Annotated in this window: 12 protein-coding genes and 3 pseudogenes; 8 read left to right on the top strand and 7 right to left on the bottom strand. The window is 67.3% G+C overall.

All coding sequences use genetic code 11. The features are described from left to right. Positions 1-68: 68 nt before the first annotated feature. A complete protein-coding gene (locus U9979_RS15655) occupies positions 69-1,550 on the bottom strand; it encodes an ATP-binding protein (protein ID WP_416220235.1) in 1,482 nt (493 codons plus the stop codon). 206 nt (positions 1,551-1,756) lie between these two features. Here U9979_RS15655 and U9979_RS15650 point away from each other — a divergent pair, with 206 nt between their 5' ends. The 6 genes from U9979_RS15650 to U9979_RS15625 all read left to right on the top strand — a co-directional run bounded on the left by U9979_RS15650 (position 1,757) and on the right by U9979_RS15625 (position 4,901). Continuing rightward, positions 1,757-2,044 (top strand): type II toxin-antitoxin system prevent-host-death family antitoxin, encoded by a 288-nt coding sequence (locus tag U9979_RS15650; protein ID WP_322779957.1) that lies wholly within the window; start codon positions 1,757-1,759, stop codon positions 2,042-2,044. After that, entirely contained in the window at positions 2,041-2,430 is a 390-nt protein-coding gene (locus tag U9979_RS15645; protein WP_322779956.1) for a type II toxin-antitoxin system VapC family toxin, read from the top strand. Before U9979_RS15650 ends, U9979_RS15645 begins: the two co-directional genes overlap by 4 nt. Positions 2,431-2,776: 346 nt before the next feature. Beyond that, a complete protein-coding gene (locus U9979_RS15640) occupies positions 2,777-3,280 on the top strand; it encodes a helix-turn-helix transcriptional regulator (protein WP_322751150.1) in 504 nt (167 codons plus the stop codon). Beyond that, entirely contained in the window at positions 3,277-3,795 is a 519-nt protein-coding gene (locus U9979_RS15635; RefSeq protein ID WP_322779955.1) for a hypothetical protein, read from the top strand. Before U9979_RS15640 ends, U9979_RS15635 begins: the two co-directional genes overlap by 4 nt. A 439-nt stretch (positions 3,796-4,234) precedes the next feature. Beyond that, positions 4,235-4,570 (top strand): nucleotidyltransferase family protein, encoded by a 336-nt coding sequence (locus tag U9979_RS15630; protein ID WP_322779954.1) that lies wholly within the window; start codon positions 4,235-4,237, stop codon positions 4,568-4,570. Then, positions 4,560-4,901 (top strand): DUF86 domain-containing protein, encoded by a 342-nt coding sequence (locus U9979_RS15625; protein ID WP_322779953.1) that lies wholly within the window; start codon positions 4,560-4,562, stop codon positions 4,899-4,901. The genes U9979_RS15630 and U9979_RS15625 overlap by 11 nt, the downstream gene beginning before the upstream one ends. A gap of 12 nt (positions 4,902-4,913) precedes the next feature. Here U9979_RS15625 and U9979_RS25250 read toward each other — a convergent pair. The 3 genes and pseudogenes from U9979_RS25250 to U9979_RS15615 all read right to left on the bottom strand — a co-directional run. Next, a pseudogene (locus U9979_RS25250) lies at positions 4,914-5,039 on the bottom strand (toll/interleukin-1 receptor domain-containing protein); the annotation flags it as partial. A 22-nt stretch (positions 5,040-5,061) separates the two neighbouring features. Next, positions 5,062-5,316, bottom strand: coding sequence for a hypothetical protein (locus U9979_RS15620; RefSeq protein WP_322779952.1), 255 nt, complete (start codon positions 5,314-5,316; stop codon positions 5,062-5,064). Between the two features lie 307 nt (positions 5,317-5,623). Continuing rightward, positions 5,624-5,845 (bottom strand): annotated as a pseudogene (locus U9979_RS15615) (hypothetical protein); the annotation flags it as partial. Here U9979_RS15615 and U9979_RS15610 point away from each other — a divergent pair. Beyond that, positions 5,788-5,928: pseudogene (locus U9979_RS15610) on the top strand (VapC toxin family PIN domain ribonuclease); the annotation flags it as partial. The pseudogenes U9979_RS15615 and U9979_RS15610 sit on opposite strands and share 58 nt — an antisense overlap. A 203-nt stretch (positions 5,929-6,131) precedes the next feature. After that, positions 6,132-7,283, top strand: coding sequence for a Fic family protein (locus U9979_RS15605; RefSeq protein ID WP_322779951.1), 1,152 nt, complete (start codon positions 6,132-6,134; stop codon positions 7,281-7,283). A gap of 342 nt (positions 7,284-7,625) precedes the next feature. Here U9979_RS15605 and U9979_RS15600 read toward each other — a convergent pair whose 3' ends face one another. Genes U9979_RS15600 through U9979_RS15590 form a run of 3 tightly spaced genes read right to left on the bottom strand, consistent with a single transcriptional unit; the run spans position 7,626 to position 12,599 of the window. Next, positions 7,626-10,841 carry a helicase HerA domain-containing protein gene (locus tag U9979_RS15600; RefSeq protein WP_322779950.1) on the bottom strand — a complete coding sequence of 1,072 codons (3,216 nt, stop codon included), beginning with the start codon at positions 10,839-10,841 and terminating at the stop codon, positions 7,626-7,628. Continuing rightward, complete coding sequence (locus U9979_RS15595) at positions 10,838-11,572, bottom strand: hypothetical protein (RefSeq protein WP_322779949.1); 735 nt, start codon at positions 11,570-11,572, stop codon at positions 10,838-10,840. The genes U9979_RS15600 and U9979_RS15595 overlap by 4 nt, the downstream gene beginning before the upstream one ends. A gap of 13 nt (positions 11,573-11,585) precedes the next feature. After that, positions 11,586-12,599 (bottom strand): endonuclease domain-containing protein, encoded by a 1,014-nt coding sequence (locus U9979_RS15590; protein WP_322779948.1) that lies wholly within the window; start codon positions 12,597-12,599, stop codon positions 11,586-11,588. Positions 12,600-13,141 lie beyond the last annotated feature (542 nt).

Raw genomic sequence — 13,141 nt, 5'->3', positions numbered from 1 at the left:
TGATCGACGATCTAGCCATGAGGTGACCATGAGGGTGACCTGAGCGGCGGCATCAGTCGGCATCCCGGTCATGACCTCCGGTAGAGATCGTCGAGGCCGACCAGGACGACGGCGGTGTCCTGCGCGGCGAGTCTCCGGAGTTCCGCGCTGAACCCGGCGCTGCTGTAGCAGGCAAGCTTCGCGCTCTGGGCGCCGAGACGTCCCTGCGCGACGAGCAGGGCGCGGATCCGACGGAGTCGGGCGAGATGGCCCACACCCATGGTCTCGCCCCACTTCGCCTCGCCGATCGCGATCAGGGGCGTCCGATTGTCGTCGTCGAGACCGAAAGCGACGACGTCGAGTTCGTGGCTGGCCTTGTTGGCCGGGTCGTTGACGGTTCCCGCGCCGACGCGGTTGGGGTAGTCACCGAAGCGCTCGGTCGGTGCCAGATGGCGGGTCCAGTGGCGGCAGATGTGTTCGAAGTGTGGGCCCAGGACGTTGCCGACGAACCTGCGCTGGCTGCGTTGCCACAGCCCGGTGGCGTCGCGGGTGTGCTCAAGATCGGACCAGATCGGGCGCATCACCGCGTGGTAGAAGGTCAGGAGCGGCTCGGCGATCCGGAAGTTGGTCCGGTTGTTCCTGAAGACGTCGGGTTCACGGGTGATCATGCCGCAGTCTTCGAGGACGGTCAGTGGATGGGCGAGGTCACCGGATTTGCGGCCCAGGTAGGAGGCGATGCCGCCGCGGCTGCTGTTGCCGGCCGCGATCGCCGCGAGCACCGAGTGGTACAGACCGGTGTCGCGCAGGTCCGGTTCGTCGGCGAGTAGATACCGGGCCTCGCGGAACAGCGGGCTGGTGGGGGAGAGCACGGTGCGGGTGACCCAGGGGTCGAAGTCGTCGGGGCCCGCGGGCACGTCGTCGCGGGCGAATTCCCGGCGGTAGGCCGGGGTGCCCCCGACGATCGCGTTGACCTTGAGGGCGGTGACCGGGTCGTGGACTCCCCAGAACTCCGCGGCGAGGCGGTGGTCGAGGGTCGGTACGACGAGCTCGAGGCCGGCACGTCCGCGTAGTGGCGCGTTTCCCCCGAGTAGTCGGCCCATGAAGGACATGGCTGATCCGCACAGCAGGAGACGGGTGCGGCTGGTGTCCCGTTCCGCGCGCAGTGGGGCGAGTGCGTTCTGGATGACGGACGGCAGGCTCGGATTGGCCTTGGCCAGGTACGGGAACTCGTCGATGACGACGGGGACGCAGCGGTCGCGGCCGAGTGCGAGCAGGGCGTCGACGACCGAGTGCCAGGTGTCGAAGACCAGTGGGGCCGGGGTGGCGAGGTGGTCGGCGAGATCGGCGCCGATCCGGCGCAGCGATTCGCCGTCGGCGGCTTCGTCGGCGGCGAAGTAGAAGCCGCCGGTCGCCTGGCACAGCGCCCGCAGGAGGAAGGTCTTGCCTTGGCGTCGGCGCCCGGACACAACACCGAGCGTGGCCCCGTCGCCGGGATCGGTGGCGAAAGCGGTGAGCGCGGTCCACTCGTACTCCCGGTCGAACATGTCGCTCGGCCTGCGCAGCACCTGCATCTTCATGATCACCCCGTCTTCACGCCTCGCAGAACCGTACCTATGATAACTACGCCTATGACGGATTCTGCTCTGGTGGCGGTGCGTGCTGTACACCGTCCGCCAGAACTCCGGGCCGTTCGACGTCTGGGCCGTGGGCTGACATCCGATCCGTCGGCAGATATCACATCGGCCCGATGGTGTCCAACAGTTGTTAGACTCCAGGTATGACTGCTGTGAGCATGCGGGATCTCAGCCATGCAGTGGGTACCTGGGTCGATCGCGCCCATGCGGGCGAGACGATTATGATCACTCGCAATGGAAGGCCCTGGGCAAGGCTGATGCCCGAACTGACCCAGACGGGCAGCGACTACCTGGACCAGCTCCTGGCCGAGGGGCGGGTCGCCGTGCCGACTGCGAGCCTGGCCGACATCCCGGAACCGACGCCTACCGGCAGCTGGGATGGTCGCGACTCCGCCGAGGTGGTTGCGGAACTACGCGAGGAATCCATGTGATTTATCTTGATTCCTGTGCTCTGGTGAAGTTGACTCGCCCGGAGCCGGAGACGTCTGCGCTACGCTCCTGGCTGGTCGCCCGGTCCAGACCGGCGGTGTCGTCCGCGCTGGCCATGCTCGAAGTGACGCGAGCGGTGCGCCGTAGCGATCCGGCTGCTCTCCCACGGGTATCCGACGTGCTGTCGCGAGTCATGCTCGTGCCCGTTGAGGAGTCGATCCTCGCCTCTGCCGCGGTCCTGACCGATCCATTGCTGCGCTCGTTGGACGCCATTCATCTCGCGACGGCGCTCCGGCTCGACGCGCCGTCGCTCGTCCTCGTCACCTATGACAAGCGCCTGTCCGCCGCCGCGAGCCAGCAAGGTCTGGCCGTTGCCGCGCCTGGCTGAGGCGAGTCTATGCAGGACCGACGATGTGCTGTTGTCCTCATCGGCGAGTAGATACCGGGCCTCGCCGAACAGCGGGCTGGTGTCCCGTTCCGCGCGCAGTGGCGCGAGCGCGGGGTAGTAGATCTGGCCGCGGGAATCACATCAACAAGGGTGTTCAACCCGTCATCTCGCTGGCCGCATCCTTTGCTCGCGGCAGGCCGCCAATAACGCATCGCCCCGCAAGCCGTATGACCGGCACGGTGGCGCCGCTGGCCGCTCCCGAGACTCCGATCACCGCCTTCGACGCGCCACGAGAGCTCCTAGCGTATCCTATAGGATACGCCAGAATGTGGGGGAGGGACGCCGAGTGAAGACCACGGGCCGCCTGATCGAACAGGCCCGGCTGGAGGCAGGGCTCTCGGGGGCCGAACTGGCCCGGCGTGCAGGGACTTCCCGGCCAACCCTGGCCGCCTACGAGCACGGAACGAAGTCGCCAACGCTCGATACCGCGGCACGTCTGCTGGCCGCCGCAGGCTTCCGGTTCGACGTCGTCCCGGTGCCCTCCTTCGTCGACCTGACCGACGAGCGTGGCCGGCCCTTCTCCGTGCCCGACCGCCTGCCGCGGCTGCCGGCAGGCCAGGCACTGGCGCGGGTGCGGCTGCCGGTCCATCTCAACTGGTCTGACCCCGACCGGGTCTATGACCTCTCGGACCGCCGGCAGCGTCATCGGGTGTACGAGATCGTCCTACGGGAGGGTCTGCCCGCGGACCTCCTCACCTATGTCGATGGCGCCCTGCTGGTGGATGCCTGGCCGGACCTGGTCCTGCCGGCGGCCGTGCGGCGGGCCTGGGAACAGATCGTCTTCGCGTGATCACACCCTTCCAACGATCCGTCGCCGCAATGTTCTTCAGCCTCGACGAAAGCGCCGGTTTCGCGGTCGCGGGTGGCGCGGCGCTCATTGCCAGAGCCCTCGTGGACAGATCGACGCAAGATGTCGATCTTTTTTCCGGAGCCCCGCCGGTCGTCCCGATCCCTGACGTGGTGAGGGCATTCACCCGGGCCGCGGTCGCCGAGGGATGGCTGGTCCAGCAGCTGCGCCTGTCGGACAGCTTCGCCCGCCTCGCGGTCGAGGCTGACGGAGAGGTGACCGTGGTGGATCTCGGCCTCGACAGCCCACCTGACGAGCCGCCGAGCATTACCGAGCTGGGCCCGACACTCGCCGCCCGCGACCTGGCCGCCCGCAAGGTGCTCGCCCTCTTCGGACGGGCCGAGGCCCGGACTTCACCGATGTCCGCAACCTCGCCGACGTCTACCTCAAGGACGAGCTACTACGTCTCGCTCGCGCCCAAGACACGGGCTTCGACCTTGGTGTTTTCGCCGACATGATCGGAACAGTCGGACGCTACTCCGACCGCGAACTGAGCCTGTCCGCGCACGACGCCGCAGAACTACGCCGATTCTTCCGAGACTGGCGCGAAGAACTCCAGAACGGTTGATGAGGCTCCGCCTCGGACCGCCGAGGTCGGCGTGATCGACGCCGGTCGACGCCGGTCGACGTGCACGATGGTCAGCGTCGAGCGTCGAGCGTCGAGCGGCGTGCCGAGTTCCTCGAGACACGGATAATAGATCTGGTCGCAGCACCCTGGCTAACGTAGGGGTCCGGCGGCCCCATCAGGGGCGACGTCCCAGAGCCGACGGTGAGAGGCGGTCCGGTCGTCGTCCGGCGCGATACCGTGCGCATCCAGCAGACCCCGCTCCCAGCCGGGGCCGTCCTTCCACACGGTCCGTTGCAGGGTCAGGCACAATTGGCTAAGAGGAGGTCGGCATGCAGCCGCTGATCGAGGCCAGGCGAGCGGAGATCCAGGGACTCTGCCGACGGCTCGGCATCCGACGCCTCGACCTCTTCGGCTCCGCGACCAGCGACGCCTTCGACGCCGACGCCGACGCCGACGCCGACGCCGACACCAGCGACATCGACGTCCTCGTCGAGTTCGACGCCGACCACACCGGCTTCGACTACTTCGGCACCTACTTCACCCTCAAGGAAGGACTCGAGCGCCTGCTCGGCCGCGCCGTCGACCTCGTCAGCGTCACCAGCATCCGCAATCCCTACTTCCGTGACCAGGTCATGCGTACCAGGCAGCCCCTGTATGCCGCCTGACCCGCGCAAGTACCTCTGGGACGCCGCCAACGCGGCCGAACTCGCCCGAGGCTTCGCCCACGGCCAGACCTTCGCCGACTATCAGACGAACGCGATGCTCCGCGCCGCCGTCGAACGCGAGTTCGAGATCCTCGGTGAGGCGCTCAATCAGCTTTCCAAGGCCGCCCCGGACCTCGCCGCCACGATCCCCGAACTCTCTCGAATAGTCGCCTTCCGGAACATACTCATCCACGGCTACGCCACCGTCGACGACGCCCTCGTCTGGCAGGTACTCCAGGATAAACTCCCCGAACTCGAACAAGTTATCCGGAGAATGCTGGCCAAAGCCTGACAGTGCGGCGCGCCAGTCATCGCCTGCCCGGAGTTGCAGGTCGGACCACACGCTGAGCCCCAGGCCCTCAAGGTCCGACGCCAGCCTCGCCGCAATCTTCCGATCGGATGTCGCATAGCTGAGAAAGATTTGGGTCACAACTCGCCTTCCGCCCCCGTTGTCAAAGCGCCCTTGATCCTAGACGCAAAGCGAACTCCGTCGGCGACGAGGCGTCGCTGGCCGGCGTCGGTGGCCACGTCGAGAAGGGATCTCCCCACTGCGGCGTGGCGCGGCGTACGACGGCTGCGGTGAGGGATGGTGCGTCGGAACGAGAGGAGCCCCGGGCGCCGGCCCAAGGCTGGGCGCCGTGCCCGAGGTAGGCGACTTCCTGGCGGACAGCCTGCCCTGCCTCCGCGACGTTAAGATCGCGCCGCACCCACGCAACGCACCTCCTCGCGCCGGCGCGGCGGTCGCGCACCAAACCGGTGGCCCTCTTCGGGGCCAGGGTCAGCCCACGAGGCTGGAATCTGGAATGAGGTCGGGCTCTCCCACCGAGCAGGCTGTTGGCCTCCAGGGGCGAACCACCGCTGCTCGCCGGAGCGTGTCCACGGATGCTGGCCGGCGCTGTCAGCGACCGCTGATGCGGCGGCCCAGTCATGCGGGTGCGCCCCAGGGACGCGCATTTGCCAGGTCCCGATGATTACTTACTGTTCCTGTCTGAGCGCCATGGTTCGCGCCAACTTTTGGTCGAAGAAATGTTTGAGCGCGCCGGACATGTACCCGATGTTCACCGGGGTACCCAGCAGGTAGGAGTCCGCGGTCAGCACGTCCATGGTGGACGCGACGAGCGCGGGCCGGGTGACGACGTCCACTCCCTCGATCGCGTCGTCGGTGGCACCGGCGCGTACCGCTGCTGCGCTCGTTGGACGCCATTCATCTCGCAACAGCACTCCGGCTCGACGCACCGTCGCTCGTCCTCGTCACCTATGACAAGCGCCTGGCCGCAGCCGCGAGCCAGGAAGGTCTGGCCGTTGCCGCGCCTGGCTGAGGCGAGTCCGTAGTGCCGTGCCGGTGACGCCGGCTGGCGCAGGACTCATCCAACTCCCACCGGCGGCCATCGACCGACCGGCCCGGTGCCAAGGCCAGGGCGAACCGGACCTCCTCAACGTGGAAACGATCCATTACCAGAGTGATGTTGTTTCGGTGTGCCAGGATCGGCCGGTCGTGCTACGAGGCACGTAGCATCGTCGCATGTTGTTTCGCGTTCCTGAGATCGACGCGGCCGATGAGCGAGTGCTCGGCGAGCTCGAACGGTTCCGCATGGATCTGCGCCACCATGTCGCTGAACCGAGGCGCTGGCTCGGGCAGTTGCGGCGGAGTCTCATCGCAGGGGCGATCAGGGGCTCCAACACGATTGAGGGCTACACGGTTGGCGTCGCTGAGGCCGAGGCGGTGGCCGAAGGCGAGGAGATGCCGACAGCTCACGACCGGCAGACCCGCGCGGCGATCGCCGGCTACGCGGACGCGCTGACCTACGTGCAGCAGGCAGCCCGGTTCGAGGTGTTCACCTACCATCCGATGCTGCTGTCGGTGCTGCACTTCACGATGGTGCGCAGTGAGTTGGAACGGTCACCCGGCCGGTACCGGCTGGGGCCGATCTGGGTTGCCGGCTCGCCGGACAACCCTCCCGTGTACCTGGGGCCGGATGCGGCATGCCTACCGGATCTGATGGATGAGCTGTGTGGTTGGCTCCAGAACGGTGATCGCGATGCGCCGTCCCTCGTCCGCGCGGCGATGGCCCATCTGAACCTGGTCAGCATCCATCCCTGGCGGGACGGCAACGGGCGGATGTCGCGCTGCCTGCACACGCTCGTGCTGGCCCGGGAACTGATCCTGGCGCCTGAGTTCTCCAGCATCGAGGAATGGCTGGGGTCCTCGCCGTACAACACCGCGATGTACTACGCGGCGCTGAGCGAGGCGCAGGGGGGCAGTTACCAGCCGAACCGGGATGCCCACGGCTGGGTGCGGTTCTGCCTGCGAGCACATCATCTCCAGGCGCAGCTGGTCGAGCGGCGGCTCGAGATCGCGGCGGAGATCTGGCAGATTCTCGCCGGCCAGGTTGCCGCCGCCGGTCTGGGGGAGCGGACGGTCGCCGCGCTGTACGCAGGCATTCGTCCGGGCGGGGTGCGGCGCGGCACCTATGCTCGGGACGAGGGGCTGACTCGCGATCAGGCCATCCGTGACCTGGCGGGCCTGAAGAAGGCCGGGTTGATCGAAGAGGTCGGGCACGGCCGGACGCAGCACTATGTCGCAGCGGGGCCGGCGGCGCAGGCGCAGCGGTCGGTCCGCGGTACGCACGCGGATCGACCGCTGCGCGACCCGTACGGCGGGCAGCAAGACTGACCCTGTGTCGGCGTCCTTCCCCGATCAGGCTCGTGATCGTGTCTGCCCAGGGGTTGCTCGTCGGCGTGTCCCGGAGGCCATTCACGTTGCCGCGCACTTTCGGAGGCCACTGTCTGTGGCCACGTGAGCTTGGACCTTCAAGGCTCGCTGGACATCATGCTCACGTACGACAAACTTCTCATAGCGGCGGCCCGTGCCGCAGGTCTGCCGGTAGCGTCCCCCGGCGCGACGACACCGACCTGATGGCCGGAGCGTTGATCGCCGACGGGGCGGGTGCGCCGGGCGAGGTGGATAGGTAACTACGCGAGGAATCCATGTGATTTATCTTGATTGCTGGGCCGGCTAGTCGAACTGGATGGCGGGTTTTTGGTCGGTGCCGCCGTTCGCGCGCTCGACGACCTGTTCGGCGGTCAGCGGGCTCTTGGGATGGTGGCTCAGACACAGAGGCGTCTGCACCTTCCGGAAGGCGAACCCGTCACCCGCGGCGTAGAACTGGCCGATCTTAAGACGGCCGATGTCCGGCGCGTCGCCACCCTTGACCTTGGCCATGGCCTGGGCGGCGGCGATCTGGACCGGACTGTTCAGCAGGCCGAAGAACTGAGTGGCGGCATTGCCCGGGATCTGATTGTGCAGCCCTTTGGGAGCCTGCGTCGCGAAGACGAGCCCGAGCCCGTACTTGCGTGCCTGCGACGCCAGCGCCACGGTGCTCGTCGTGCAGGCCGTCATCCCGCCGGACGGCGCGAAGGTCTGGGCCTCGTCCATCACGAACAACCCGCCCAGCGGCCGGTCGCCGGCCGGGTTCTTCTTGACCCAGGCGAACAGCGCCATCTGCAACTGGTTGACGAAACTCTGCCGCTGCTCATCGCCGGGAAGGCCCACGAGGCTGATCACCGACACCCGGGCCCGCTTTCCGGCGGGCGGTGTCAACAGCAGGCTCGGATCGACGGGCTCGCCCCGGCCGCCGAACAGCGGGTCGATCACCATCGCGGCCTTCAGCGCCTGCGCCATCCCCGCTGCGATTTTTCCGGCGTCATCGAGGGAGCTCACGCCGTCCGGGATGTCGGACAGGAGCTCGAGAAACGAGGCAAGGGTGGACTGACCGCGGCGGGCGAAGTACCGGAGCGCCTCGCACAGCACCGCCTGACCCAGGTGCGCCTTGCTGCTGCTTCCCGCGACGTTGGCCCTGGCCGCCAGCGTGGCGGCGGCCGCGTCGATCGCGACGCCGAACTCGTCGGGATCGTCGAGGACGCTCTGGAAGTCCGGAAGAGGCTGGAAGCTCAGGGGCCGACCGCGCACCTTGCGCGGCGTCCACACCACGACATCGGTCTCGGCCAGATACTCCTTGGCCAGCCCTGCGTCGGCGTCGGCCCAGTGCGCCGGGGGCGTCGGCCAGGCGTCGCCCAACCGGGCAAGGTCATTGTTGGGGTCGAGGACCACCGACGAAACACCGCGCAGCGCGCACTCCTCGACCAGCCGCCGGATGAGCACGGTCTTACCCGAACCGGAACCGGCGAAGATCGCGACATGCCTGCGCAGGGACTCCAGCTCGACCTGTACCGGTGTGCGGCCGTTCACGGTCAGGCCGATCGTGATCGGCGCGGTTTTTGTCGCACCAGGTTCGGGGCTTGTGCGGTCAAGTCCCGGGGTCGGGGTCGGGGTCGGAGTCGGAGTCCGAGTCGCGGTCGGAGTCCGAGTCGCGGTCGGCTTTGGGGTCGGAGCGGGAGCCGCGTTGGCGAGGACTGCGCTCAGCAGCGTCGTGTTGCTGGCCGGCTGCCGCGTAACGAGCCAGTCCCGCAGGTTGGGGCGGTTCTCGGCCAGCATCGTCTCCAGCGCGGCGAATGTCTTCAGGTCGCCGTCGTCCAGCGGGAGGGTGATGCCACCGGCCGCGGTGAACGCCTCGATCGCCTCCCGCGTGCGGGCGCCGTTGCTCCAGATGGCGTTGCGTAACAGGAACAGCCGGCGTCTGCCTCCGCCCTGATCGATGCCGGCCATCGTGCAGGCGCCGCGGATTCGGTTGAGCGCGGAGGTGGCCTGGTCACTCGTGATCGCTCGGAAGGCCCAGTGGATCTCGTCGCCGGTGCTCTCGTCGAGAGTGCGGCGCAGGCGGGCATGCAGGGCGGGTTTCGGCCCCGGCAGTGGATCCCGAGAAAAGGTGTCCCCGTTCCCGCCACGTTCGGCGATCCACGCAGTCAGGCCGGCCGCGAGCAGTCTCGGAACGAGCGAGTCCTCCGTCTCGGCGACAAGGGCGGCGGTGATGTCGGCGTTCCCACGTAGTTCGTCGAACCTGACGTCCAGCGGATTCGGATTCGGATTCGGATTCGGATTCGGATCGATGATGGGCGGGAGCACGATGGGTGGAGGCGGCGTGCTTTCATCGCCCAGATTTTCCAGTTCCGAGAATTCGTTATTGGCCAGGCATTTCTGGACGTGGTTGTCTATGCGTTGGAGCAGTGCCCGTGGAGTATATGCCGGGGCGTCCGCGAAGGCGGATTCTTTCACCGGCCAGGTAGGATGCGGAGCCTTGAAGTATATTTTCCGGAAACGATCGGCGAAGCGCCTTTTGATGATCTCTTGACCGATCATCGGGTTTTCTATCCTGTTCAGGGTGGTGAGTTCACGGAACCGGTCGCTTACCGTGGCCACGGCGTGATCCCTGATGAGGATCCAGGTGTTCGGCAGACATGCGACTATGCACAGCGTGCGCGCTGTCACGTCACGCAGCACCAGGAGCCCGTCCGCCACCTGATCGAAAAGCGGGTTGGGATGCCAGTCCTGCGGCCCGGTCTCCTTGCCCCCGGCGGATGTGGTTTCCGCGATAATCGTGTCGATCTGGTCGATGGCTATCACACTCGGGCCGGTGAGTGCCAGCAGACGTGAGATCTCGCTGACGATCTGCCGCGCCGGTTTCGCGGGCGTGCGCATGCCCCGCCGCGCGCGCTCGCCCGGTTCCTGCTCCTCCATCGACTGGAGGTAGCTCTGGCCGATGTCCTGCGCGGCGAAGTCGGCCGCGCCGTACAGGACCATCGCCCGCAGCGTGTCCTGACACTCCCGTCCGAGCTTGTTGTCGAACGTGCGCAGCCCGACGATGAAGTCCTTCAGATGCTCCGGTGCCAGCTCGGTGTCACCGACGACGCCGGCCCGGATCTGGTCGCTCACCCCGAGCAGTGACGACAGCCGCCGAAGGAAGACCGAAAGCTGCGTGCCCTGTCCGTCGACGTCGCGGAGCAGATTCTCAAGCATGGCACCGGCGACGCTCTCCCAGAAGGTCGTGCCGCTCAGCGGCCCGATGAGAAAGAAGTAGCCGTCAACGCTGTGCACCCTTTCCCGCACCCAGCCGAGCAGGTGTGTCTTTCCCGACCCGCGTTGGCCCTGGACGACGATCCCGATGGGACTGGAGCCGCTGCTCGCGACGGCGTCGGTGATCCCGGCGTCGATGCTGAGTGTCGCGTGGGCGTGGAGTCCGTCGACATGCACCGAGGAGGTCCGCCACACGTCCTCCGGTGTGCGCGCCCAGTCCAGCCGGAGAGCGGCGAACGCCTTGCGTTCCAGGGCGGTCATACGTCCTCGATCGCGAGCAGGTGGTTGTCCTGGCCGCCTATCTTCACCGCCGCCGCCCGATCCTCGCTGGTCAACGTCTTCTGGTTCTCCTCGGGTATGAGGTTCACCCGTGGGCTGCGGTCCATCCGGCGTAGCACCGTGTCCACGTCGTCATGCTCGGCATCACCGAGAAGGGAGCGTAGCCGGGTAAGGCTTACCCAGCTTCCGGGACGTTCGGCGAGCTGTCGATAGGCATCCCGGATCCGAATATCGAGATCAGGTCCGGCGGGTCCGGCGGATCCGTCGAAACCGGCCGTCGAAGCGGTCGGGATCGCGGCTTCGGCTTTCGGCAATGCCGACCCGGTATCCGGCAGCGCCGACCCGGTTTCGGGCGGGGGCTCGCTGCGAGGCCGGAAGACGTCGGCGGGAACGAGATCTTCCTGTTCGAGATAACGGTTGATGCCGGCCAGTACGGCATACAGCGCACCGGCGGCGGGACCACCGCGCGCCGGACGCGGCGCCGACAGCTCCTCGCGGCACCGCGCCCATCCGTTTTCGGTCAGTTCGTGGATGAACGGGCTACCCGCGCGTCGGCTCGCCACCAGCTTCAGGTCATTGAGCTTCCTGCGCGAGGCGCCGTCGAGCGTCAGACCGTAGGCGTTTTTCAGCTCCGGGTTGGAGACCTCGGTCGCCTCCGCCATCAACGCCAAGAGGATCGCCACCTCGCTGGGGGTCAACGTCTCGCTGGGCATTTCCTTATTCCTCCTACTGTCCTTGGCGTCGGGTCCGGATGAAACGCTCGATGCGGAGCAGCACCGCATCCAGATCATGAAGGATCTGGGTGTTGGTGAACCGCAGCACGGCGAAGCCGTCGAGCTGGAGGTCCACGTCGCGGCGCCGATCCGCTTCGTAGCGCGCCAGCCCACAGTGTTCCGGACCGTCGACCTCGACCACACATCGCTCGGCGGACCACGCCAGATCCAGCCGGACCGGGTTGACCAGTGGGCCGAAGCGGTAGGTCTGATTCCAGGTTCGTCCCATCGCCCACGGCCGTGCCGCCAGCGCTGTTTCCAGGATGTGTTCGGCCTGGCTCGCCGGATGCGGCCTGCCGGCGAGGGGCGGGTAGCTGATGGGCGTACGTTCGATGGGTGCGGGGTCGGTGAACATCTGTTGGCGGGTGAATTCCGCGACAGTCCCGGTCAGGTCCACCGCGGCCGCGCAGATCCGGTCCACGGTTTGAAGCGGATCACCCGTGAGCCACACGCCGGCACGGCCGTGGTACACGAGCCACTCGAATGCCGTCGCCAAGGACCGTTCGGCCGCGGGTGTGAGCCCATCGGGTACCTGCACGAGGACGGCGGTGCGGGCGCGGCCGAATGCGGTTGCGATGACCCGCGCCAGCCCGACGGCGCGTACCTCGACCGTGAATGTCGCGGTCGGCGGCTTCCCGCCGGCCAGTGACCGTTGCGCCAGGTCGGCGAGAAAAGGCCCGAAATCAGGTGTGGTGGCAGCGGCCTTCCTGGCCAGTGAGCGGACCGCGGCGGTACTCGCGCCGGCTGGTCCGTCGAGCAGCTCCGCGCCGGGAAGCCAGGCCGGGAACAGCGCGGTCGCGACCGTGTCCAGGGCGTCCAGTACATTCGTGATCATTGATGTGGGAGACGTCGTGGCGATCGGTCGGTAGCTGATGACAGCGGGCGCGTCGTCGGGTAGCGGCTCCAGCGATAATTCGATGGCTTCGGGGCTCGCCTCGGTAAGGCGCACGACACGATCGAGCGGCACCTGCGCCCACGACCATGTCACCCCAGCACCCCCGACCGTGACGGTTCTGACTCCGATACGAATCGGACTCCGATACGAATGCCTGCCGCCACGGAGCCCCCCACATCCGGTCACAGGGTTTCACACGGCCTGATCGGCCGATCGACGCACCCGTCCTGAACCCATCCGCGCTCGTGCCCGGCCCCGGGTGGCTGGGTAACCGGAGCGTGGAGTCCCAGCGGCGCGCCGCGGGACCTATCGCGTCACCTACCGGATCGACGAGGCCAAGCACATGGTAGAGATCCACTCCAGCCGGCATCGGCGAGACGTCCACCACCCGTAGGTCTTCGCGCTCGACACGGCGACCCGGCTGGAAGGCACGCGCTGGTCGCGTCACATCCGCCCGCTGGCCATCCCTGGCCCGCCAGGGAGTGAGGCACCTGACAGACAGACCTTCGTGGACTAGAATCCTGGTCTATGCAGACGCTGCCACTGTCCGACGTCAAAGTTCGGCTGTCCGAGATCGCCGATGAGGTCAACCGCACCCACGAACGGGTCCATAT

The organism is Protofrankia sp. Cas4 (genome assembly GCF_963555915.1).
GTDB lineage: Bacteria > Actinomycetota > Actinomycetes > Frankiales > Frankiaceae > Protofrankia.
The sequence above is the reverse complement of the archived record's forward strand: the minus strand, read 5'-3'. Positions and strand labels throughout refer to the sequence as shown.